Raw genomic sequence first — 24,833 nt, forward strand, 5'->3', positions numbered from 1 at the left:
TCAGATGACGGACGGACTCAAGCGTTATGGCGTCGAAGGCGGCAGCGGCACCGGTGGCCAGCATCTGCCGTTCGCGCGCGCGGTCGGCGCAGATGGCTGGCTGTTCGTATCGGGCCAGGTGCCGATGGTCGATGGCGAGGTGATCGACGGCGGCATCATCCCGCAGACGCATCAGGCGATCCGCAACGTGCTGAAGATCCTCGATGAAGCCGGATATGGCCCCGAGCATGTCGTACGCTGTGGCGTATGGCTGGACGACGCGCGCGACTTCATGTCGTTCAACCGCGTATTTCAGGAATATTTCGGCGCGCATCCCCCCGCGCGCGCCTGCGTCGTGTCGCAGATGGTCGTCGACTGCAAGGTCGAGGTCGACTGCGTCGCCTGGAAGAAACCGTAAGTGCAGCCGGGCGGCATGCTGCTGACCGAGGCGGCGATCGCCGTCGCCGCGCTCATCGTGCTGATCGTGCGGGTGCGGCTCAGCCCGTTCATCGCGCTGACGCTGGTGTCACTCGCGCTCGCGCTGGTCGTCGGCATCCCGCTCGGATCGATCGTCAAGAGCTTCGAGGCGGGCGTCGGTGGCGCGCTCGGGCATATCGCGCTGGTCGTCGGGCTTGGCACGATCCTCGGCAAGATGATGGTCGAAAGCCGCGGCGCGGAGCGGATCGCGGACAGCGTGATCGGCTTTTTCGGCCCTGCGCGCGCCGACTGGGCGATGATGACGGTCGCGCTGATCGTCGGCCTGCCGGTGTTCTTCGAGGTCGGCTTCGTCCTGCTGGTGCCGATCGTCTTCACGCTGGCGCGGCGGCTCGGACAGCATCCGATGCGGATGGGGCTGCCGATGGCGGCGGGGCTGTCGGTGGTGCATGCGATGGTCCCGCCGCATCCGGCGGCGTTGCTGGCGACGCAGGCGTATAATGCGGATGTCGGGCTTACCGTGCTGTTCGCGTTGATCGTCGGCATCCCGACCGCCGCGATCGCCGGACCGCTTTATGGCCGGCTGGTGATCCGGCATCTCGCACCGCAGCCGATCGCCCCCGCCGCGGTCGTCGAGGCCGAGGACACACGGAGCCTGCCCGGCTTCGGCATCACGCTTGCGACATTGCTGCTGCCCGTCGTGCTGATGCTCGCCGGCAGCCTCGCGACGATGATCGCGCTGCCCGGATCGCGGCTCGACGGCATCCTCCGCTTCGTCGGCACGCCGGTCGTCGCGCTGCTCGCCGCGGTGCTCGTCAGCTACTGGACGCTGGGGCTCGCGCGCGGGATGAACCTCGGGACGATCCAGAAGTTCACCAACGACTGCCTCGCGCCGACCGCGATGATCACGCTGGTGGTCGGCGTGGGCGCAGGATTCGGCCGCGTCCTGATCGACAGCGGCGTATCCGACGCGATCGTCGCCGCAGCGACCAGCGTCCACATGCCGATCGTGCTGCTCGCCTGGCTGATCGCGGCGCTGATGCGCGTGGCGACCGGGTCGGCGACGGTGTCGATGGCGACCGCCGCGGGGATCATCGCGCCGCTGGCCGCGGCCAATCCCGGGATCCGGCCCGAGCTGCTGGTGCTCGCGACCGGTGCGGGATCGGTGATTCTCAGCCACGTCAACGATGGCGGCTTCTGGCTGGTGAAGGAGTATTTCGGGCTGAGCGTCGCCGACACGATCCGTAGCTGGACCGTGTGCGAAACGCTGATCTCGGTGGTCGGGCTGGCGCTGACGCTACTGCTGTCGCTGGTCGTCTAGCCTATCTGCCCCCGATCGTCGTCGCGGGGCTGTTCCACCCGCGCAGCCGCACCGTGGCGACGCCGCGGTCGCCCGGATAGGAGACGGTGACGTCACGCGTCTCTCCGGGCAGCAGCGAGACGTAATTGTCGCTGAAATAGGCTGGCAGGATCTGCACGCCCTTGCCGTCGAACAGCGTCAGCTTGGTCTGCAACGCGGGTGTCGTGCCCCGATTGGACAGCGTGACCCGGAGCGAGCGTTCGCCCGCCGCCGCCGCCGCTGCCGCCACGTCAGCCCGGAGCGTGGCCTGTGGCATCGCCGACAGCGCGCGCAGATCCGCGGGGTTCGCCGCCTGCCAGTAGAAATTCTCCGACACGCGGCTCCCGTCGGCGGCGGACGCGTCGAGCCGGACCAGCACTGGCCCCTTCGCCAGCGCCGCATCGAGCGCCAGCGGGAAGAGCGCGACCGTGGCGTTGGCGGGCAGGTCGACGGTCTGCGCGTGGGTCGCGACGGTCGCGCCGGTCAGATCGGTAACCCGCGCGGTTGCCCTGACGCCGGTCAGCGGCCGGCGCGTGGTGTTGACCATCACCACCTGACGGCCCGGCTGGTTCATCTGGATATGAACCGGCTCCGCCCCCTTCTTGGTGCCGTAGAACGCGGCGTGCGTGTCATAGTCCGACGAGTAGATCTGGAAATCGCTCGAGGGCCAGGCAGGGTGCGTCATCCACAGCATCCGGGCGCTGTTGGTGGTCCACAGCCCGGCATTGAACCCTTCGAAGATCGCGCGGTGCGACTCGTAGTTGAGCATCTGCGCCTTGCGCTCGAAATCGGCGAGATCGCGGGCCGGACCGAATTCGGTGTCCATCGCGCGCACGAAGCTCGCCATCGAGACGCCGCGTTCCTGATGCCAGTCGTGATAGACCCAGGTGTCGCTGATCGGCCAGCGATCCTCGACGGGGACGGTGCGCTGCCACGATTCCAGCGTCGGAAAGCTCGCCGTGCCGACCTCGATCGCGAAGCCGTGCGGATAGCCGGTGAAATAATCCTCCGGCGGGTGCCATTCATAGGGCCCCGATCCGCCGAGATTGATGACGCGCGAATTGCCCTTGTAAAGCCGGGTGCCGTCCTCCTGCCAGACCATGTCCTGCAGCGCGGTCTGCAGGATCGGTTGCGGCACACCTTCGTTGCGGCCGAACCAGAGGATGATCGACGGGTGGGTGCGATAGCGCCGCACCACGTCACGCGCATTGGCGACGAACAGCGGCACGTCCTGCGCCTCCGCGTCATTGTCCTGCGTCGATTCCCAGAAGTCGTTGAGCACCATCAGCCCGTGGCGGTCGGCGAGCGCGTAGAATGCCTCTTCGGTGCTCTGCCCCATCCAGTTGCGGATGATGTTCATCCCCGCCTCGCGGTGGAGCCGGAAATAGGGGGTCAGCCGGTCGGTGCCGACCCGCTTCATCATGTCGTCCATGCCCCAGTTGCCGCCGCGCGCGGCGATGCGGACGCCGTTGACGCGCAGCACCATCTGCGGCGACAGCGGATCGTCGGGCAATGCAGTGACCGCAGGCGATGTCTCCGCCCCCGGCATCAGCGAATTCGCCCAGCCGCCGCGGACCTTGCGCAGCGCCGGGTGACGTTCGTCGATCACCGGCGTGCCGAGATCATGCGCGAGCGCGGTATCGACCAGCACACGCCGCAGCGCCCCCGCGGTGTCGAGCGACGACAGCTCATACGTCACGCTGCGCATCCCGAAATCAAGACTGCGGCGGTCGGACACGACCCGGTCGCTCACCACCGTCAGATCGAGCCGGTGCAGCGCCGGGTCGCCATAGCCGTTGGGCCACCAGAGTTTCGGCTTCTGCACCGCGAGTTGCGGGAAGCTGCTCGGGGTGAAGCGCACGACCTGGCTGGCACCGGGCGGAAGCGTCACACGCTGTTCAACCGCGACATCGTCGAACGCCGCACGCACGGTCGCCGAGGCCGGCGCGGTGCCGTGGTTCGTCACCGGGACCTCGATCGAGACCTCGGCGACCGCATTGTCGGGCCGCGGCAGGCGGGTCGAGACCGCCGGATCGCCGATCGTCACGAACCCGGTCGCGGCGAGATCTACACCCTGCCACAGCCCGGTGTTGCGATCGCGCACGCCGGGGATCCAGTCCCACCCCTCGCTCGCGCCGAAGGTCGGACCGTCGCTCATCAACGCGCCGCCATTGTCGCCGCGCCCGCCGGCGAGCGACTGTTCGTGCGCGATGCCGGGATGCGGCGGCGGCGCGACGAGCACCGCGATGCTGTTGCGCTGCCCGGGCCGGAGCCGGTCGGTCACGTCGAACCGCCCGCGGATAAACGCGCCCTTCACGTCGCCGATCGCGGTGCCGTTGACCCACACCTGCGCCGCATAGTTGACGCCGTCGAACGTCAGCGTCAGCCGCTTGGCCGGGGTCGCGGGCAGCGTGAATTCGCTGCGATACCACCAGGATTGCCGCGACAGGCTTTCGGGGATCGCCATGTTGTTCAGGCCGATCGTCGGATCGGGATAGACGCCGCGATCGACGAGCGTCGTCAGCACCGTGCCCGGCACGGTCGCGGCATACCACGAGCGGGCATCGAACCCCGGCTGCGAGATCGCGGCCCCGTTCACTTCGACGGTCGGCGCCGCGACCAGGCGCCAGGCATTGACGGCATAATGCCCCTCGCGCGTCGGTGCGAGTGCGGGGGCGGTCGATACGGGGCTTGCGACGGGTTTCGAAAAGGGCGCCTTGCCGGTCGGGAGTTCCCAGGCCGGTTGCGGGGCGGTCAGGCCATATTGCGTCTTGACCTGCAGCGGCCAGGACGGGCTGGCATCCTCGAACCGGATCAGCGCCGCGTCGGGCTGACGCCGGGCGAGCGACGCGATCGCGGGTGCGGCGAGCAGCATGGGATCGAGCGCGAACGCGGCGATCCGCCCCGCAAACCCGGGCTGACCAGGCAGGCGCGGTCCGAGCGCGACGACACCGGTGGCCGGCGGCATCGCCGCGGCGGTGGCGGTGCCGACGAGCCGCCCGTCGACGAAGAAGCGCACCCGCCCCGCATCCGCGGTCGCGGTCAGCAGGTGCCAGGACTCGCGGGTGATCGCCGCAGTGGCGCGGAGCGTCGTCGCGCCCATCTGGAAAACGGGCTTGCCATCGTCGAGCGCGAACATCCGTGCGGCCGCGCCGGCGGGTTTGCCGATCGCCGCGACCGGCACGCGCCCCTTGGGCAGCAGCGTCGGGTTGATCCATGCGCGCATCGTCCATTGCGGCATCGGCGGCAGTGCCTCGTCGGCGGCATAGCCCTGTACCGGACGTTCGAGACCGTCGGATCCGGCGAGGAACACCGCGTTATACGGCCCGATCGCCGCCCGCTTCGGGTGCGCGATCCGCGACGACGGCCAGTCGACCTGCTGTGCCGCCGCCTGCGCCGGCCCCTGCATGGGGGCGACGCCGGCGCACAGCGACGCCGTATAGATCCTGATGGCACTCATCTCGCAGGCTCCCCTTGGGTGTCGTTCGCGTTATTTCGGCAGCACGGTCCGCGTCCCGGTGATCGTCACGTCCGTCCAGATCCCCGCCGCGTCCCCGGGCTGCCCGCCGCCGACGAACAGCCGGTAGCGGCCCGGCACGACGGCATGCGTGCCGTCATGCTCGACCATGCCGAGGCTGCGCGGGTCGATGGCGAAGTCGACGGTGCGGACTTCGCCGGCGCGCAGCGGGATCCGGCGGAACCCGACGAGCTGGCGTTGCAGCACGGGAATCGTCCGCCCCTGTTCCTGCGCGTCGACGGGTGCGAGATAGGCCTGGACCACCTCGTCCCCGGCGAGCTTGCCGGTGTTGGTCACGGTGACGCTGACCGCCAGCGGCTGTCCCGCGGTCACACTCGCTGAAGGTGCCGTCCTGGGGGCGTAGGCGAAGCGCGTGTAGCTGAGGCCGTGGCCGAACGGGTAGAGCGGCGTACCGCTGAAGAAACGGTAGGTCCGGTTCTTCATGCTGTAATCGATATAGGCCGGCAGATCGCGCGTCGTGGCATAGACCGTCACCGGCAGACGCCCGCCCGGATTGATATCGCCCGCCAGCATCCGCGCGATAGCGGTCCCGCCGGACTGGCCCGGATACCAGGCGGCGACGACCGCATCGGCATGGTCCCTGCTCCACGGATCGGCGATCGCGGAGCCGGTCAGCTGCACGACCACGATCGGCTTCCCGGCGGTGGCGAGCGTTTCCAGAAGCGCGCGCTGCGGCTCGGGCAGTTCGATCGCGGTGCGGTCGCCGCCGAGGAAGCCCGGCACGTCGAGCCGCAGCGCCTCGCCCTCGAGCGTCGGCGACAGGCCGGTGAACACCACGACCACATCCGCAGCGCCGGCGGCGGCGAGCGCCTCGCCGCGCTGCGCGTCGATCGGCGCGACCCAGCGCAGGCCGATCCCGCCATCCTCGCTTGCGTGCACATAGTCGATGCGGAGGTCGTGCGGTTTGGCGTCGGTGACGGTGACCTCCGCCTCGACTGCGCTATCGCTGCCGTCGTCGGTGATCAGCGGCTTGCCGTCGAGCCACAGCTTAACCGGATCATGGCCTTCGCAGTCGAAGCAGCGGGGGACGTCGAGCCGCAGCCGGTAGCGGCCGGGGCCCGGCGGCGTCAGTTGCCCGGTCCAGCGGACGCCGTAGCCTTTGCCCGACAATCCTGGAACGGGCGGTGCGCGATCCCAGTCGAAGTCGATCGTGCGGTCCTGCCGGGTCGCGACCCGCCGGGTCATCGCGCCGTCGCTGAAATACTCGCCTGTCAGCCCCGGCCTGCCATTCGCGGACAGGGCGGTTTCGGGGACGGGCAAGGCGACGCCCGCCGCCAGCCCGCTGCCCTGCGCATAGGTGACGCGATCGGCGCCGAAACGCGCGCGAATGCCCTGCAACGGCGTGACCGGCGCGCTGGCGGTGCCGTGATAATTCGCCTCGAGCACGTCGAGCGAGTCGGCATTGGGCCCGATCACCGCGATCCGGGTCCCGGGCTTGAGCGGCAGCCGGTCCTTGTTGGTGAGCAGCACCAGCGACTTTTCCGCCGCGGTCTGCGCGAGCGCGCGGTGCGCGGGCGTGTCGACCTGCGACGGCGCGATGCGCGTCCAGGGGCTGCGCTGGCCAAAGGCGATGCCGAGCGCCGCGCGCGACGCGAGCACACGACGCAGCGACGTGTCGATCGCGGCTTCGGGTACTAGACCCTTGCGAACCGCGGCGGGCAGCGCATCATAGCTCGGCCCGCAATCGAGATCGGTGCCCGCCTGCAGCGCCGCCGCGGCCGCCGAGGGCAGATCGGGGCGGTAATAATGGAAAACGGAGATATAGCCGACCGCATCGCAGTCCGATACGACCATGCCGTCGAACCCCCAGTCGCCGCGCGCGCGGTCGGTCAGCAACGCGGACGACGCACAGGCGGGTACGCCGTGAAGCGAGTTATAGGCGCACATGATCGACCGCGCGCGGCCTTCGGTCACCGCCATGCGGAAGGCCGGCGTATAGGTCCCGGCCATGTCGCGCGGGGAGATATCCGCGTCGAAGCTGTTGCGCCCCGCCTCCGGCCCCGAATGCGCCGCGAAATGCTTCGGCGTCGCGATCGCCCTGGGATGCGCGGCATCGGGCCCCTGGATGCCGCGAACGAACGCGACGCCCAGCTTGCCCGTCAGATAGGGATCCTCGCCATAGGTCTCCTGCCCCCGCCCCCAGCGCGGATCGCGGAAGATGTTCAGGTTGGGCGACCAGATGTGCAGCCCCGCGAAACGCCGCCGGTCGCGCGTCGAGCGCACGCCGTTGTACTTCGCCCGCGCCTCGGTCGAGACGACCGTGCCGACCTGATCGAGCAGCGCGGTATCCCAGCTCGCCGCCAGACCGATCGCCTGTGGAAAGACGGTCGCGATCCCGTTGCGCGCGAGGCCGTGCAGCCCCTCGCTCCAGTAATCATATGCGGGCAGATCGAGCCTGGGCAGCGCCGGCGCGCTGCTGCCGAGCTGCGCGGCCTTCTCCTCCAGCGTCATCGCCGCGATCGCCGTCTCGACGGCGGGTGGCGTCGCTTGAAGATCAGGCGCCTGGATATCGGCGGCCATCAGCAGGAACGGCAGCATCGGCTTTCCCCAGTTAATCGGATCCGATGACCGACCCGGTCATGCTCAACGGCATACCGGGCCGGGGTCATCAGAAGTTCGCGCGCATGCCGACCCGAAACGCGCGTCCGACGACGTCGTAGAGACCGGGGTTGGTGATATCGCTGGGGACGGTGGCGGCGTCCTTGTTGAACATGTTGTCCACCTTGACATAGCCCTGCACCGCGTCGGTGAATTTGTACGAGGCGCTGATGTCGACGTAGAAGGCGCTATCGAGGTGATTGCGATCGATCGTCGGGTGATCGATCGTCGAGACCGGGCAGTTGGTCTGGCAGACGATATATTCGTTGCTGATCACGCCCGCGCTGATCCACCGCTCCTGCAGCGTCATGCTGAAGAGGTCGGTCGTCCAGTCCTGGACCGCGAGAACCTTCCAGCTCGGCGTCGCACCCTGCCCCAGATTCACGCCCGCACCCTGAATGGGGATCGTGTTGGGCAGACCGCGATCCGAGACGAAGTTCTTCACATGGGTCGCCAGACCGCGCAGCGACGCCTGGCCGGGCAGCCCGATGCCCGACAACGGAACCTGGTAGCTCGCCTCGATGTCGAAGCCGTCGGTGAAGATCGACGCGAAGTTGAACGGCTGGACGGTGACCGAGGCGTTGTTCGGATCGCTGATGTCGAAGCTGTTGCAGGTGAAGGTCACGCCGGCGAAGCAGAGGTTGATCTGGGTCTGCGCATCGAGCGCCGCGATCGCGCTCTTGATCTTGATGCGGTAGTAATCGACCGAGATGTTCAGCCGCGGCGCCCAGGACGGACGCGACAGGATCACGCCGAATTCGGTATTGCGCGCGACTTCGGGGCGCAGCGCGGTGTTCCCCGTGGTCGTCTGGAGCACGGTGAGCGTACGACCCGGATTGAACGGATCGGTCGTGCCGGTGCGATTGCTCGTGACCGGCGCGGCGAAGAGCTCGCTCAGATTGGGCGCGCGGATATCGCGCGAGGTCACGCCGCGGAAGCGGATGCCGTCGACCGGCGTGTCCCAGGTCGCGCCGACCTTCCACGTATAGACCGTCCCCGACGTGCTGTAGTTGGTCGCGCGCCCGGCGGCATTGAGGTTCGCCTTGCCGACCCCGTCCGAGTTGAACAGCGGGGCATTCACCTCGAGGAAGGATTCATAGACGCTATAGGCGCCGCGGCCGTCGCGGTAATTGCCCGCATACCAGTTGCCGCCCTGCGGGTTCAGCAGCGGGTCGCTGGGGTATTGCGCATCGTACGCGCCGCTGGTCACGACGCCGTTGCCGTAAGGATCGGCATTCACCTGATAGAATTCATGCCGATATTCGCTGCCGAACGCGACCGACAGTGCGCCGGCTGGCAGCTGCAGCGGCTCGCCGCTGACGGAGAAGCTCGCGACGTCCTGGGTCTGGCGCGTATGCTGGTACGGTCCGTTGCCCGGAAGGATATAGGCGAGCGCCGCGGCGCTGGGCGTCTGGCCGCCGATGATGTTGAGCGGGACACAGCCGCTGGCGACAGCGGCGGGATTGGCACAGGTGATGCTGCCATCGGGCGCGCGGACCGCCTGGATCGCGGCATTGTAGCGCGGCATCAGCGGGATATCGCGGACGGTGATGTCGGTGATGCCCGTGCCGTGCTGATAATAGGCATCATAGCGCCAGTCGCCGCCGAACGCCTGGATCTTGCCCTTCGCGCCGGCGACGAAGCGATATTGCTCGCGCTCGGTACGGACGCTGATCGAGTCGGGGAAGATCGCGTTGTCGACGCCGTAGCGGAACTGGGTGATCCCGTTCGCCGCGCAGGCCTCCTGGACCGAGGTAGGGACATAGGGGTTGGCGCATTGCAGCGTCAGGTTGCCGAACTGCGCGGATCCGACATTGGGAATGTTGCCCGTCGTCACCCGGGCGACGTTGACGGTGGTGTAGAGTTCATTGTCGGGATCGATGTCGAAGCCGATCCGGCCATAGCCGCTGAGCCGCGTGATCGTCGACTTGAGCGAATTGGCGTTGGTCACGTTGCCCGACCGGTCGCCGCCTTCGCACACGCCATTGTAGCAGCCGAGCACGTTGCCGTTCGCATCCTTCAGCGGCACGCCGTTCGAGCCATATTCGAACTGCCGCGGATTGCCGTTCACGTCGAACGCAGTGCCCTGGAGCGGGCCGGCGGTGATCAGGCCGTAGAGCGCCGTGTTGTTCGCCTGGGTGAAGCTGCGATCGAGATATTGCGGGCCGCCGTCATTGGTGATGCCGCGGTTGATCAGGTTGCGCGAGACCAGCCAGTTGCGCCCGCCCGGACCGCTGCCGTCGGGATTCGATCCGACGCCGAAGCCGGCCGATCCGATCCCGTCCTCGTGGCTGTATTCGCCGCTGCCGATGAGATGCAGCCGGTCGTTGAACAGCGACTTCCCGACCGCGGCCTGGACCGTGTAGTTGCCGTCATCGCCGTAGGTGCTGATGCCCGACTGGAGATTGGCCTTGAAGCCGGTGAAGCGGGTGTTGGTCACGAAATTGACCACGCCGCCGACCGCGTCGGAGCCGTAGGAGGCGGAGGCGCCCCCGGTCACGACGTCGACCCGCTCGATCAGCAATTGCGGGAACAGGCTGACATCGGCGACGCCGGTGACGTTCGCGCCGACGACCCGCTGGCCATCGATCAGGGTGAGCGTGCGGATCGGCTGAAGGCCGCGAAGACTGAGCGCGCTCAGCCCCTGCACGCCGGTCGAGGTGCCGTTGGCGCCGACGGTGGCGCCCGTGCTGCCCTGGAGCGAGGGCAATTGCGCGACGGTCGTGAAGACGTTGGGCTGCGCGTTCTTGGCGATCGACTCGGCGCTCAGCACCTGAGTCGGGGTCGGTGCGGTGAAGCCCGACGAGATGATCCGCGAGCCGGTGACGACGATGTCGGACTGCGGGGTGGCGGGCGCGGGAGCCGCTTCCGTTGCGGGCGCGGCGTCCGGTGTCGGGGCCGCCTGCGCCGCGGGGGTCTGGCTCTCGGCGGGCACCGGCTTCGTCGCGTCCTGCAGCACGTCCTGCGCAAAGGCCGGTGTCGCCAGCATCGTCGATGCCGCCAGAACCGAGCGCAGCACTGCAAAATTGATCACTTGGCGCATCACATACTCCCCACATCAACCGGGGCGCTTGCTGGCCCAATGTCGTTTCGGGGGTCGGCTTAAGTCGATCAATCTCCCTGCGCAACATAAGTTTCATAAAATGTCTTTTTATATTTATATCCATCTTTTGAGACTTTTTTGGTAATATATTGGTACCCTGCACCTGATAGTCGCCCGGAATTAACCGTATTTGTGAGCGGCTTGCAGCATGTTGTCGATACATAACATGGATTAGATATGTTCAGTCCGCTGCGGCGCGCGATTGGCCTTTCCAAGGGCTAGGTGCGCCTCGAAGGTTCGGAAAATCCGTTGGCACGCTAACGATCGTCCGATTTGCCAGACGTGACAGTATCGGGAGGGTGGACCCCGTCTTCATCCGTGCGAATGCGTCTTCCGTCAAGCGCACCGAAAAGACCAACAACAGACATAAACAATACCAGATCGACTCACCTGGATAAAAAGATTATAAAAATATCAATGCCGGTGAGCGTTTCGCAATGTCGCCCGTCATATTAGCGTAATAACAGGGGGGCGAGATCATGGTTGGGCATTCTTTCGGATCGATGTTGGTGCGGACAAGCGTCGTCGCAATCGCCGCGGTGGCAGCGACGCCGCTCGCTGCACAGTCAGCGATGATCCGCGTCGACGTCGCGCCGCAGCCGCTGGCCCAGGCACTGCAGACGCTGGCGCAGCAGGCCCGTGTCCAAGTCGTGTTCGATCAGGCGCGGGTCGGCACGCGCCGGTCGACCGCGCTGGCCGGGTCGATGACCGCCGCCGACGCGTTTCAGCGCCTGTTGCGCGACACCGGCCTTGCGGTCTCGCAGACCACGCAGGGCGTGTTCGTGGTGGCGGCGCAGGATAGCGCAGCCCCCGCCCCGCCCACCGGGTCCGCCCCCGTCACGCTCGACCCCACGTCCGAAACGCCAGCGCCGGCGCCGGCGGACATCATGGTCACCGGCACGCGCATCACCCGGCCCAATCTGAAGTCGGCGAGCCCGATCACCAGCATCGGTGCCGCGGAGATCAAGGCGCAGGGCGCGGTCAACCTCGAGGAGGTGACGAACCGGCTGGGTCAGGTGCAGCCCGATGCGCAGCAGAACTACCAGCAGAGCAACGGCCAGCAGCGCGGCGTCAAGCTGCGCGGGCTGGATTTCAACCGCACGCTGTCGCTGATCGACGGCCAGCGGATCGCCGGGACCGAATCCGTCGACACCAACCTGATCCCGGTCTCGCTGGTCGAGCGCATCGACCTGCTGACCGGCGGCGCATCCTCGGTCTATGGCTCCGACGCGATCGCGGGCGTCGTAAACTATGTGATCCGTCGCGATTTCGAAGGATTGCAGCTGTCGGGCAATTACAGCTTCTACAATCACGACAACCGCGCCAACGCTTCGACACCCGTCGCCCAGCGCTACGGGATCGCCACGCCGACGGGGATGACCAACGATGGCGGCCGCGCGGATCTGAGCGCGACCTACGGCCACAACTTCCTCGACGACCGGCTGAATGTCTCGGTCTACGGCACCTACCGGACCGCGGACGGCATCTTCTTCCGTGACCGCGACGCGTCGGGCTGTCAGCTGCGCCGCGACACGGGCAACCCGCTCAGGGTCAACAACCTGATCTGCGGCGTGACCGCGGCGTCGCCCAACGGGACGCTGACGGCGAACGGCGTGAATTATTCGAACGTCACCGGCAGCCCCGGCGTCTTCGCGCCCGCATCGACGATTCCGGGCTATGCGAACCAGGCGGACCGGCTCGCGGCGCGTGGTTATGAGCGCTTCAACGGCGGCGGCTTCATCAATTTCAAGGCGTCGCCCGCGGCCGAGTTTTCGGCGGGCGTGATGTACCTTCGCGATACATCGGAGAACCTGCTCTACGGCCCCTATGTCCAGGGCAGCTACCGGGTGAACTGCGACAATCCGCTGATGTCCGCATCGCAGGCGCAGACGATCTGCGGCGCGAATGCCGGGACCGGCGCGTCGGCGCCGCTCGGTGTCCAATATGGTTTTCCGGGGCTGGCCGGCGACCGCGACAAGGAAAGCTTCAGGAACACGCAGACGCGCATCAACGCGTCGGTCCGCGGCGAGATCGCCGAGGGCTGGCGGTATGACGTCGGCGGCGTCTACAGCACGAGCCGGCAATTATGGGAGCCCGGCGGCAACCCGGTCGCCGCCAAGGTCAGCCGCGCGCTCGACGTCGTCAACGTGAACGGCGTGCCGACGTGCCGGTCGGTGGTCAACGGCACCGACCCCGCCTGCGTCCCGCTCAACGTGTTCACCGCCAACAATCCCGGCAGCGCCGCGCTCAGCGACTATCTGTTCGACGAGGGGCTCGGCGTGCAGGACCTGCGCGCCAAATTCTATGACGTGACCGCCAATCTGACGGCGGACTTCACCCGCTACGGCATCCGGTCGCCATTCGCCGAACAGGGCCTGGCGGTGGCGGTCGGCGGGGAATATCGCCGGCAGGAGGAGCGGACGACGCGCAACACGCGCTTCATCGAAGTCTATGGCGGCGTACCCGACAGCCTGACCACGCAGGACGTCGTCGAGGGCAATGCCGAAGCCCAGCTGCCGCTGGTGCAGAACGTGCCGTTCTTCAAACTGCTGCAGGTCAATGGCGGCTATCGCCTGTCGAAATACAGCACCAATCCCCAGACCTTCAACACGTGGAAGATCGAGGCGGTCTATTCGCCGAGCGAGGACGTCACGTTCCGCGTCGGCCGGAACCGGGCCGCGCGCGCGCCCGGCCTGAGGGAGGCCGATCAGGTCGTCGGCTATCAGAATGCGACGATCGTCGACCCCTGTGCCAGCGTCAACGGCGTCGCGCCGAGGGCCAGCATCGAGGCGTGTCGCCTGACCGGATTGCCCGACGCGCAATATGGCAATGGTCTGGCCGCGGGTATTCCGGGCAGCCTGCGCTGCGTCGACGATGTCTGCCGCCAGCGCAACAACGGCACGCCGATCGATCCCGAGGACGCGCAGACGCTGACCTATGGCCTGGTGCTGACGCCCCGGTTCCTGCCGCGGTTCAGCTTCTCGGTCGACCGGTACAAGATCCGCGTCGACAACGTGATCAGCTATCTGGGTGCAAGCTTTGCAGTCGATGGCTGCGTGATCACCGGCGACCCCTATTATTGCAGCCGGCTGGTGCGCGATCCGACGACCTATCAGCTGAACGGCACGGGCACGACGGCGGGCTATATCCAGGGCGGCAATCTGAACGCGTACCGGCTCTATGCGAGCGGCTATGATTTCCAGGCGCAATATTCGGCGCGGCTGGGCGGGACGGCGGGCAAGCTCGACTTCCTGATGAACGGCACGCTGACCACCGACCAGGGCGGCCAGGCCGCACCCGATCAGCCGCGGACCAATTGCGTCGGCTATTTCGGCGGATCCTGCCCGCAGCCGACACCGCGCTGGATCCATAATGTCCGCACCACCTATTCGAGCGACGACGGAATCTTCAGCGCGTCGGTCGCGTGGCGCTATATCGGTGGCACGACCGCGGGTCAGAATGGCGGCCCGAACTCGACGCCGGCGACCGAGGTCTCCGACTTCACGCGGATCCCCGCCTATCATTATTTCGATCTGTCGCTGGGCGTGAACATCGCCAAGCGGATGACGCTGACCGCGGCGGTCAACAATATCTTCGACCGCCAGCAGCCGATCCTGACGAACACCTATGATTACGCGCTGTCGCGCGGGAACACGATTCCCCAGCGTTACGACACGCTGGGACGCCAGATCTCGATTTCGGCAACGACGCGCTTTTGATGCGCGTGGTCCAAGGGGCGGTCCGCCGGCGCATGGCCCTCGTCATCGCGCCGTGCGTTGCCGCGGCGTTCCTGCCGGTCGGCCAGCCCGCGGTTGCCGGCCCCTCCCCGCTGCTTCCGCTGCCCGCGCATGCGACAGCCGGTACGGGCAGCGTCCGCATCGACAACGGTGCGCGGATCGTCGTCCCTGCCGGCGACACGGGCGCTGCCAGTGCGGCGCGGCGCGCGGTCGAGATCGTCGCCCTCACGCGCGGCATCACGCTGAACGTGGCCGACCGCGGACCGGGGGCGATCAGTTTCGTGCGGCTGCCCGCAGCAAATGGGGGGAGCAGCGAACGATACCGGCTCGACGTGACGCCCGCGGGGATCCGCATCGCCGCGGCCACCGATGCCGGGCTGTTCTATGGCACGCTGACGCTGGCGCAGATGCTGTCCCCCGATGCGCGGTTCGGGACGGGCGTCGCGGTCCCCGTCGTGGCGATCGACGATGCCCCGCGCTTTGCGTGGCGCGGGGTGATGCTGGACGTCGCGCGCCACATGCAGCCGATCGCATCGATCGAGCGCGTCATCGACATGATGGCGCAGCACAAGCTGAATCGCCTGCAACTTCATCTGACCGATGACCAGGGCTGGCGGATCGAGATCAAGCGTCATCCCGAGCTGACGCGGATCGGCGCCTGGCGCGCCTCGTCCACGTCCAACGCGGGTGCGCCGGCGGGCCGCTATGGCGGCTTCTACACGCAGGACGAGCTGCGCGCGCTGGTCGCCTATGCCGCGGCGCGCGCGGTGACGATCGTGCCGGAGATCGACCTGCCCGGCCACGCACAGGCAGCGGTCGCCGCCTATCCGCAGATCGGCGTGACGGGGGACCGGCCGCCGGTGTCGGGCGACTGGGGCATCAACCCCTATCTGTTCAACGTCGACGATCGCAGCATCACGTTCGTCAAGCAGGTGCTCGACGAGGTCATGGCGATCTTCCCGTCGACGTATATCCATATCGGCGGCGACGAGGCGCTGAAGGAGCAGTGGCAGGCATCAGCCGCGGTCCAGGCGAAGATGCGCACGCTAGGCATCGCCGATGAAAAGGGCCTGCAGAGCTGGTTCGTCGGTCAGCTCGGCGCGCACCTCGCCAAGCGCGGGCGCCGCCTGATCGGCTGGGACGAGATCCTCGAGGGTGGGCTGCCACCGACCGCGTCGGTGATGTCGTGGCGCGGCGAGGCGGGCGCGATCGAGGCGGCGAACATGGGGCACGACGTCGTGCTGTCGCCCGGCCCGGTCCTGTATCTCGACAATCTGCAAAGCGGGCGCGACGACGAGCCGCCGGGACGCATGGCGGTACAGACGCTGGCCGACGTCTATGCCTATGACCCCCTGCCCGCCGGGATTGCCGCGGCAAAGGCGCATCACGTGCTGGGGCCGCAGGCCAATCTGTGGGCCGAATATATGGTCACCCCCGCGCAGCGCGAACATGCGCTGTTTCCGCGCATCGCGGCGCTGGCGGAGATGGCCTGGTCGCCGCGCGCCGCGCGCGACTGGCCGGGCTTCCTCGCGCGGCTCGATTCCCAGCTCAACCGCTATCAGCGGCAGGGGATCGCCGCCGCGGACAGCGCCTTTGCGGTCGATTACACCGTGGTCGGCGGGGTCGGTCCGGCGGTGCGCGGCAAGACGGTCACGATCGGCATGGCGAACCAGGCCGGCTATGGCACGATCCGCTACACGACCGATGGCGCGGCGCCGTCATCGACTTCGCGCGCCTATGCCCGACCGCTGAGCGTGGCGCCGGACACGGTCGTCCGCGCAGTGACGTTCGCACCCGACGGCCGCGCGCTCGCCGCCGTGCGCAGCTTCGATACCGCACCCGCCGCGCTGTTGACGCGGGCAAGTGCGAGCCTCGAAACCTGTGCCGGCGCGGGGATCCGGCTGCGCCTGCCGCTGACGCCGGATGCGACGGGCGGCGGGCCGGCGTACAGCATGAACATCTATGACGGCTGCTGGCTGTACCGCGCCGCGCCGCTCGGACAGATCCGGGGCATCACGGTCTCGCTCGGCCGGCTGCCGCGCAACTTCGCGCTGCGCCAGCCGCAGCGCCAGATGGTCGCGTGGCGCTACAACCCGACATATTTCGGGACGCTGATGGTGCATGCGCGGACCTGCGACGGGCCCGCGCTGGCGATGGTGCCGCTGCCCGATCCGGCGACCACGCCGAACCGGTTCACGCTGACCGCGCCGCTGGCGGGTGGGACGACCGACACGGACCTGTGCCTGATCGTCGCGCCGCCGGTCGGTGGACCGCTCTACGGCGTCGACACGGTACGCTTTACGCTGAAGGACATTCGATGACCGATCCCCTGCGCCCATCGCGGCGCGACGCAATCGCCTTCACGGCCGGAACGCTTGGCGCAGCGATGGCCTTTCCCGGCGGCACGTTCGCGGCAACCATTGGCGCGGCGACCACCGGTGCGGCGCTCGTCCCCTTCGGTGCCACGCCGTCGAAGCGGCAACTGGCGTGGCACCGGCTGGAACAGACCGCGTTCGTCCACTTCACGATCAATACCTTCACCGACCGCGAATGGGGCTATGGCGACGAGGATCCCGCGATCTTCGACCCCAAGCAGTTCGATGCCGACCAGATCGTCGCCGCGGCAAAGGCGGCGAACCTGCGCGGCCTGATCGTCACCGCCAAGCACCACGACGGCTTCTGCCTGTGGCCGAGCAAGTTCACGAAACACAGCATCGCAAGCAGCCCCTACAAGAACGGCAAGGGCGATATCGTCGGCGAACTGGCCGCCGCATGCCGGCGGCAGGGGCTGAAGTTCGGGATCTACCTGTCGCCCTGGGATCGCAACCATCCGGACTATGGCCGGCCCGAATACATCACCTTCTTCCGCAACCAGCTGCGCGAGCTGCTGACGCAATACGGACCGATCTACGAGGTATTCTTCGACGGCGCGAACGGCGGCGACGGCTATTATGGTGGTGCGCGCGAAGTGCGGAAGATCGACGCGGTCCCCTATTATGACTGGCCGTCGATCATCGCCTTCGTCCACGCGCTACAACCGATGGCCTGCACCTTCGATCCGGTCGGCGCGGACCTGCGCTGGGTCGGCAACGAGGAGGGCGAAGCCGGCGACCCGTGCTGGGCGACGATGGACGACAAGGGCTTCACCGAGGAAAAGGGCAATGCCGGCGTTCGCGGCGGCGCAATCTGGTGGCCGGCCGAGGCGGATGTCTCGACCCGCTATGGCTGGTTCTGGCACGCCTATGAGGACGGGCAGAGCCGCAGCCCCGCCAATCTGATGAAGATCTATTTCGAGACGGTCGGGCGCAGCGCCGGGCTGTTGCTCAACCTGGCCCCGGATACGCGCGGGCTGGTGACCGACGAGGATGTCGCGAACCTGACCGCGTTCGGCACGGCGATGCGCGCGATGTACGCCACCGACCTGAGCAAGGGTGCGATCGCCTCCGCGAGCAGCGTGCGCGGCGGGCATGACGCGGCGCTGGTGCTCGACGGCAATCCCGAAAGCTTCTGGGTCAGCGCCGATCGGGCGCCGGTCCCGACGTTGACGCTCGACCTGAAACAGCCACGGCTGTTCGATGTCGTCAGGCTGGCGGAGCATCTCCCGCTCGGGTTGCGCGTCGACCGGTTCGCGATCGACGCGCAGGGCCCGACCGGCTGGACCGAAATCGCCAGCAAGCAAGGCATCGGATCGCAGCGGCTGATCCGGCTCGACGCGCCGATCACCGCGCGGCGGGTCAGGCTGCGAATCACCGCAGCCGCCGCGGCGCCGGCGATCACCGAATTCGGCGTGTATCTCGCGCCCGTGCTGCTCGATCCGCCGCACATCGTCCGCGACCGCGAGGGCGTGGTCACGCTGACCAGCGATTCCCCCGGGCTGGCGATCGCCTACACCACCGACGGCAGCGTGCCGACGATCGCATCGCCACGCTACACGGTGCCGTTCGCGATGCGCGATGCGGGGATCGTCCAGGCGATCAGCATCCACGCGGCCAAGGGTGCGGTCAGCAACGTGGGGCGTCGCAACTTCGACATCCGCAAGAGCGACTGGAAGATCTTGCGGGCCAGCGCGCCGCTGGCCGAGCTGCTGATCGACGAGAAGAACCGCACCGACTGGGTCGCGCCGCTGACCGGTGCGGACGGCAAGCCGTGTTCGGTGACGATCGATCTCGGACGCAGCGTCGAGCTGCGCGGGTTCGTGCTGAAACCCGCCTGGCACGCGCCGCAGGGGGCCGGCGACCCCGCCGCCTGGCGCGTACGCATCGGCGACGACCCGGGGCTGGCCGACGCGCCACAAGAGCAGGGCGAGTTCTCGAACATCGCTGCCAACCAGGCGCCGCAACGCCTCGCCTTCGCGCGGCCGCACCGTGGCCGCTACATCGAGATCGCCTTCACCCGGACCGCCAAGGGCGAGACGCGGCTGGCCATCGCGGAGCTCGGGGTGCTGACGCAGTAGACCGGTCGCGGCGCGGCGTGTGATGGCGAGTAACCAAAAGCTAAGTCTTTGTTGTTTAACATAGCGCAATGTTCATATCGCTTACTGCGCGGATCGTCGCGATCGGCCTCATCGTGGTCCTGGCACTGGGGTCGCTGGCCGGGCTGCTCGCCGACGCCTCGTACCAGGCCAGCCAGAGCTTCCAATGGGCCGCCCATTCCGCGCAGGTCATCGAGACGACCGAGGCGGCGCTGAACGATCTGCGCGAGGCCGAATCGGGCCAGCGCGGGTTCGTCATCACGCGGGATCCGGCCTATGCGCGGTCCTTCGCCAAACGCCTGGACAGCGCCGCCCGGACCATCGCGCGGGTTGCGGGCCAGACCCGCGACAACCCGCGCCAGCATGCCCGTGCGCGCGAAATGGCATTGCTGATGAAGGAGCGGTCCGCCTTTCTGCGCCAGCCGCTCGACCTTGCCCGCCGGGGCAATTTTGCGGGAGCGGTCACGATCATCGCCAGCGGCCGTGGGCGCGACCTGATGGATGCGATCAGCGTGCGCGGGGAGGCGTTTCTCGAAGAGGAACGCGCGTTGCAGACCACGCGGCAGGATGCGGCGGCGCAGCGCCTGCGCCGCGGCAAGCGGCTTGCCATCTTCGGCGCGATCGCCGTCGCGCTGATCGTCATCGGCGGCTTTACCTTGCTGGTGCAAGGTATCCGCCGCCCGCTGGAAACCATGTTGCGCGCGATGACCGCGCTCGGCAGCGGGGACGAGCAAACACGGATCGATACCGCGATGGGGTCGCGCGAATTCAACCGCCTCGCGATCGGCTATAATGCGATGGCCGACCGGCTGGAGGGCGCGGTTTCCGATCAGGGCGCGAGCGAGCGCCAGCTGCAGGTCGTCAACGCCGAGCTCGAGCGCAATACCAAGACGCTGCGCGAACGCGGCGACGTGATCGAGCTGCTCGGCGGCATGGCGCATCGCATGCAGGCCGCACGCACCGACGACGAGCTGGCCCAGATCATCCGGGTGTTCGTACCGCAGGTCCTGCCCGACATTCCCGGCGCGTTGTACGCGCACAACAACTCGCGCAACTGCCTGGTCCCGGTCGCCAGCTGGGGAGACATCGTCGTGCCGGACGACGGCTTCGCGCCGGAGCGGTGCTGGGCACTGCGCCGTGGCCAGAGCCATTCGGTCGTGGATCCGCGCCGCGACATCGTCTGCGCGCATGTCGCCGAGGGCGAGGTCTATCACTGCGAGCCGCTGCTCGCGGGCGGCGAGGTCATCGGCGTGCTCTATCTGCGCGGCAGGATCGAGGCCGAGAACCGCTTCCGGATGAACGTGCTGACCGAGAACATCGCCTCGGCGCTGGTGAACCACCGCCTGCAGCGGTCGCTGCGCGAACAGACGATCCGCGATCCGCTGACCAGCCTGTTCAACCGCCGCTACATGGAGGAGGCGCTCAAGCTGGAGATCGCCCGCGCCTCGCGGTCGGGCAATCCGCTCAGCCTGGTCATGTGCGACGTCGATCATTTCAAGCGGTTCAACGACGAGTTCGGTCACGACGCGGGGGACGCGGTGCTCCAGCAGGTTGCCGCCGAGATGCGCAGCCGGTTCCGCGACGGCGATGTCGTCTGTCGCTTCGGCGGCGAGGAGTTCACCATCATCGCGCCGGGCACGACCGCCGAGGCGCTGGCCAAGCGTGTCGATATCGTCCGGCAGGCGATCTCCGAGATCGCCGTCCGCCACGGCAACCGCGCGCTGGGATCGACCAGCATGTCGTTCGGCATCGCGACCTGGACGGACATCATGGACCGGGAGGGCGCGACGCTGATCCAGGCGGCGGACATGGCGCTGTATCAATCCAAGCGCGACGGCCGCAACCGCGCGACGATCAGCGCGCTCGCGGCCTGATCGGGGCGCTCCGGAGATCGATATCCTCCGCCGTACCGGGCGGTGTCAGAAGAGCTTGCGCAGCCCCACCCTGACGGACCGGCCGACCGGATCGATATACGCCGCCTGGAACCGGTTCGGCGTCCGCCCGAGCCGGTCGCGAACCGCGATACGGTCGTTGAGCAGGTTTTCGACCGTCAGCTGCAGCGTCATGTTGCTTGCCCAGGGATGTTTGACGATCTGGTCGACCTTGAGCGAGCTATAGGGCACCAGCCAGGTCCGACCTGAAAAGCGCAGATCCGACGCCGCCAGGTCGCTGCGGATCCGGGTCGGCCCCTGCAGACGGCCGAACACGCCGATACGCGCAGCCCCGAGCGATCCGCTGAGGTTCAGCTCGGTTTCCCAGCGCGGTCGTCCGCCGGTGCCGGTCAGCGTGTCGCCATCGAGGAGATCGAGTGCCGGCCCCCCGCTCCGCAACGACAGGCGATCGTCGAGCCGCCACGTCGTGGTCATCGACATGTTGAGGTGCGCCCGGGGCCGGGGTGGCGCCGGCGGTGGCACATCCTTCGCGGCGATGCCGACGGGCGGCGTCAGCGGCGCAGGCGCACGCCCGATCGGCGTCGACAGGCTGATCGTCGCCTGCATCTTCGTTTCGCGTTCGCGGGCGATGTTGACCGGCCGCAGGTCGGCGCTGACGAGCTGTCCTGTCGCATCACGCTGGAACGCCCCGGCAAATGCGGTCTGGAAGGCCGGGGTGGCGCTGCCCAGCGTCGCGGTCTGATTGTCGATGCGCGTCTGGAGATAGTTGAGCGTGAGCCGCAGATCGCGGGCCTTGATCGGCGACACGGCGACACCCAGCGTGACGAGCCGCCGGCGTTCCGGGTCGAGCGCGGGATTCCCGCCGGCGATCGTCGTGACGAGCACGCTGGTGCCGGTGGTGAAATCGAAAAACGGCGTGTTCGGGGTGGTTACCGTCGGGTTGGTCAGCAGCGCGATCGCCGGCGGGGTCTGCGCGGCATTGACCGAGGCGATCAGCTGGACCGGCCGCACTGGCGACCATGTCAGGCCGTAGTTGGAACTGAGCAGCCGGCCATAATCGGACACGTCCGAGACGCCGATCATGCCGTTGACCGACAGCTGTCCGAGAAACGCGAGAACGTCCTGATTGGCAGAGGCGATCGGCAGATCCGCGTTGACGCTGCCCCCCCCGGTGGTGCGCGTCAGATCGAGCGTCGTGTCGCGCAAGCCCGGCAGGCTGCCCGAACTGCTCGACCGGGCATAATCCCCCGAGAGCGTGATCTGCGCGTCGCCGGCCGGCAACCGGACCAGCGGGCCGTTCGCGACCGCCTTTGTCAGCAATGTGCCGGTAACGGTCCGGCTGCGATCGGCCAGCCGAAGCGCCGCCGCCTCGGAACTTACGCGCGCCAACGGATCGCCCCCCGCATCGATCGCGGCCTGCAGATCGTTGATCGGCACGCCGCGTTCGGACCGCGCCACCCCCTGCACCCGGTCATAGCTGGTCGTGACGTTCCACCCCCAGCGCCGGATACTGCCCTGAACCATGCCCGATCCATGCAGCGTCAGGCTGGTGCTCCGCTGCCGGAGCACCGCGTCGGGCAGGTAGCGATAAAGCAGGACATCATCCGCAAAGGGCAGCGCGCCGCGTCCTCCCGGCACGCTCAGCAGCGCGGGCGCCAGACCGTTCACGCCGATGTTACGCTGCGCCTCCATCGACAGGTTGAGCGATCCGCTCATCGTCCGCCCGATCGGCGCCGCGAGCGTTCCGTCGACCGAAATCCTGTCGCTGCGCTGCTGGAGCGAGCGATAACGCCCGATATCGGTGACCGCGGGTGCGCCGGCGCCGGCGGCATAGCCCGCCAGATTGTCGCGCCCCGCCGGGTCGTCCGGCACGGCGGCGATCGTGACCGGGGCCCCGACGAGCGCATCGAGCGCGGGATCGATACTGGCCCCGCCTACTCCCGTAACGGTGCCGCCAAGCGCATAGAGGGTGTCCGGATCGGGCAGGATCGCGCGTTCGCTCTGCAGGATCGGGTTGAGCCGAAGATGCGACAGCGTCAGCGTCGCGCGGCGCGGCCCGTCGATCCGCGCGGCGGTCACCTCGGCATAGCTTGTCTCGCCCCCGCCTTCGGTCGTGACACCCGTGGCCTGCTGGTAGGTGACCGCGCGAAACCGCTTCTTGGTGATGAAGTTCATCACCCGGATGGTGGACGGAAACCCGAAGCGTGCGGCCTCGGACTCGGGCAGGACCTCGATCTTCTCCATCGCCTCCTGCGGCAGGCTGTAGAGTTCGTTCATGCTCGACATGCGTCGACCGTTGAGCAGATAGACCGGATCGCCGCCGCTCGCCGACGTCGTCAGTGGCTTCAGGCGTTCGAGCAGCGTCTTGAGATCGGTCGCACCCAGCGACTGGATCCCGGCCTGATCGAGGGTCGCGGTCGGATCGATCGCCCCGACCGCGCTGCCCGCGCTCCGCTGGCCCGTGATGACGATGTCGTCGCCCGACGCCGATGCCGGCACGGGTATCGCCTGCGTCGATCCGGCCGCGGGACAGACCACGCCGCCCCCGAGGCAGACGAGGATCGACGGGTACAGGCGGACCGGCGCGTGAACCCTCACGAACGGCGGATCGGGATGGCGGGGGGATCGATCATCGTCACACTCTCACGCAGGGGCGACATCGAGTGGAGCGGTATTATATGTCGGGAATAGGGCGGCTTATGAAAGCAGGCAGGGCAGAATGCCTGAAGGCAGCGCGGTCACGCCGCGGATCTTGGCGTCGGGACGCGATCCGGCGCATCGGCGGCATGGGATGACGCAAGACTATTGCCTATCGTCCGGGCCGGATTACGCTTCGTAACCGTAGCGCGAGACTGCGAGTCGGAGATCGATGGTCGCGCGCTGCTGCAGGTCTATCCGAGGTGATCCGCTATGGCCGTCAGGGACAAGGCTTCGATCGATACCCAGCATGCCGTGATCGTCGTGATCCGGGGCGATCCCGTCCCCGACGCCGCGATCCCGACGATCGAACTGGATCTCGCGAAATTTCAGAGCGGTCGCTGGGCACTGCAGCTCGACGCGGCATTTGCCCGGCGCGAGGAGCCGGCGGTGATCCTGGCGCAGGGGGTCGCGTGTCTGGCCGTCGCGTGGTGGGCGCAATTGTCGCCGCGCAGCTATCTGCAGGCGATCGAGGGCGCGGTCCTGCTGTCGCCGCTGTCGGTCGGTTTCGGTCAGGAGGCGATCGCGGCGGCGGCGCGGCCAGGGCCGACGACACGCCTGCCCTTCCCGTCGGTCGTCGCCTGTGCCCCCGGCCCGTTCATCGACCGGGTACTGGCGCTGGCCGATCGCTGGGGCAGTCATTTCGTCGAGCGCGGATCGATTGCCGCACAGCCGCCGACGACGCGCACCGCCACCCCGACCGAGGAAGAGGCAGGGCTGATCGCGCTGCTCCCGCTGCTCGAGCACCGGGTGCCGGGCGATGCGTTCACGCCCGGCCCCAGCCCCGCACGGCGCCTTCGCCGACCCGCCGCGATCGACTGAGCGCGCCGCAGACCAGCGGCGTCCTGCGCGAGCGGAACCGGCCGCGGATCCACTCGCCGAACGGCTGGGTGAGCGCATCGGGATAGGGGAAGGTCGAGGCGGCAAGCCCGACGCAAGGTGGCAAAGCGTGCCGCGTCGAGATCGCGCAGGTCGATCCCGGGGATTGATTGGAGCGACCGCCGGCGCCGGCGCCGTTCCCTAAACCCAGGCTTGATCGCGCCA

Annotated in this window: 11 protein-coding genes; 7 read left to right on the forward strand and 4 right to left on the reverse strand. The window is 67.9% G+C overall.

What is annotated here, in order from left to right; translation table 11 throughout:
* The first annotated feature begins 4 nt into the window (after positions 1–4).
* Both SOM18_RS08370 and SOM18_RS08375 read left to right on the forward strand, forming a co-directional pair.
* Positions 5–397: a RidA family protein gene (locus SOM18_RS08370; protein ID WP_031440161.1), complete on the forward strand. Its 393-nt coding sequence runs from the start codon at positions 5–7 to the stop codon at positions 395–397.
* Entirely contained in the window at positions 398–1,735 is a 1,338-nt protein-coding gene (locus tag SOM18_RS08375) for a gluconate:H+ symporter (RefSeq protein WP_320481534.1), read from the forward strand.
* 1 nt (position 1,736) lies between these two features.
* Here SOM18_RS08375 and SOM18_RS08380 read toward each other — a convergent pair whose 3' ends face one another.
* The 3 genes from SOM18_RS08380 to SOM18_RS08390 form a co-directional block, all read right to left on the reverse strand.
* The gene (locus tag SOM18_RS08380) at positions 1,737–5,213 is read right to left on the reverse strand and encodes a glycosyl hydrolase 2 galactose-binding domain-containing protein (RefSeq protein ID WP_320481535.1); all 3,477 of its coding nucleotides are present in this window, start codon (positions 5,211–5,213) and stop codon (positions 1,737–1,739) included.
* 30 nt (positions 5,214–5,243) lie between these two features.
* Positions 5,244–7,829, reverse strand: a complete 2,586-nt coding sequence (locus SOM18_RS08385) for a glycoside hydrolase family 3 protein (RefSeq protein WP_031440159.1) — start codon at positions 7,827–7,829, stop codon at positions 5,244–5,246.
* Between the two features lie 70 nt (positions 7,830–7,899).
* Complete coding sequence (locus SOM18_RS08390; protein WP_320481536.1) at positions 7,900–10,932, reverse strand: TonB-dependent receptor plug domain-containing protein; 3,033 nt, start codon at positions 10,930–10,932, stop codon at positions 7,900–7,902.
* Positions 10,933–11,501: 569 nt separating this feature from the next.
* On the opposite strand from SOM18_RS08390, the gene SOM18_RS08395 reads away from it, so the two are divergent.
* From SOM18_RS08395 to SOM18_RS08410, 4 genes are all read left to right on the forward strand, one after another.
* Positions 11,502–14,711, forward strand: coding sequence for a TonB-dependent receptor (locus SOM18_RS08395; RefSeq protein ID WP_320481537.1), 3,210 nt, complete (start codon positions 11,502–11,504; stop codon positions 14,709–14,711).
* A 32-nt stretch (positions 14,712–14,743) separates the two neighbouring features.
* On the forward strand, positions 14,744–17,050 hold the full coding sequence (locus tag SOM18_RS08400) for a beta-N-acetylhexosaminidase (protein WP_320481538.1): 2,307 nt from the start codon (positions 14,744–14,746) through the stop codon (positions 17,048–17,050).
* A complete protein-coding gene (locus tag SOM18_RS08405) occupies positions 17,047–19,182 on the forward strand; it encodes an alpha-L-fucosidase (protein WP_320481539.1) in 2,136 nt (711 codons plus the stop codon). Before SOM18_RS08400 ends, SOM18_RS08405 begins: the two co-directional genes overlap by 4 nt.
* Before the next feature lie 68 nt (positions 19,183–19,250).
* Complete coding sequence (locus SOM18_RS08410) at positions 19,251–21,074, forward strand: diguanylate cyclase (RefSeq protein WP_031440155.1); 1,824 nt, start codon at positions 19,251–19,253, stop codon at positions 21,072–21,074.
* A 45-nt stretch (positions 21,075–21,119) separates the two neighbouring features.
* Here the strand turns inward: SOM18_RS08410 and SOM18_RS08415 are convergent, their stop codons facing one another.
* On the reverse strand, positions 21,120–23,690 hold the full coding sequence (locus tag SOM18_RS08415) for a TonB-dependent receptor domain-containing protein (RefSeq protein WP_320481540.1): 2,571 nt from the start codon (positions 23,688–23,690) through the stop codon (positions 21,120–21,122).
* Positions 23,691–24,002: 312 nt separating this feature from the next.
* Between SOM18_RS08415 and SOM18_RS08420 the strand changes: the two genes are divergently transcribed.
* Positions 24,003–24,611 (forward strand): alpha/beta hydrolase, encoded by a 609-nt coding sequence (locus SOM18_RS08420; RefSeq protein ID WP_042466819.1) that lies wholly within the window; start codon positions 24,003–24,005, stop codon positions 24,609–24,611.
* Positions 24,612–24,833 lie beyond the last annotated feature (222 nt).

The sequence above is a fragment of the Sphingomonas sp. CFBP9019 genome (genome assembly GCF_034045155.1).
GTDB lineage: Bacteria > Pseudomonadota > Alphaproteobacteria > Sphingomonadales > Sphingomonadaceae > Sphingomonas > Sphingomonas aerolata.

Coding starts and splice junctions, on each gene's coding strand:
- SOM18_RS08410 (WP_031440155.1), top strand. CDS start 19,251: ATGTTCATATCGCTTACTGCGCGGATCGTCGCGATCGGCCTCATCGTG.
- SOM18_RS08380 (WP_320481535.1), bottom strand. CDS start 5,213: ATGAGTGCCATCAGGATCTATACGGCGTCGCTGTGCGCCGGCGTCGCC.
- SOM18_RS08405 (WP_320481539.1), top strand. CDS start 17,047: ATGACCGATCCCCTGCGCCCATCGCGGCGCGACGCAATCGCCTTCACG.
- SOM18_RS08385 (WP_031440159.1), bottom strand. CDS start 7,829: ATGCTGCCGTTCCTGCTGATGGCCGCCGATATCCAGGCGCCTGATCTT.
- SOM18_RS08420 (WP_042466819.1), top strand. CDS start 24,003: ATGGCCGTCAGGGACAAGGCTTCGATCGATACCCAGCATGCCGTGATC.
- SOM18_RS08400 (WP_320481538.1), top strand. CDS start 14,744: ATGGCCCTCGTCATCGCGCCGTGCGTTGCCGCGGCGTTCCTGCCGGTC.
- SOM18_RS08390 (WP_320481536.1), bottom strand. CDS start 10,932: ATGCGCCAAGTGATCAATTTTGCAGTGCTGCGCTCGGTTCTGGCGGCA.
- SOM18_RS08370 (WP_031440161.1), top strand. CDS start 5: ATGACGGACGGACTCAAGCGTTATGGCGTCGAAGGCGGCAGCGGCACC.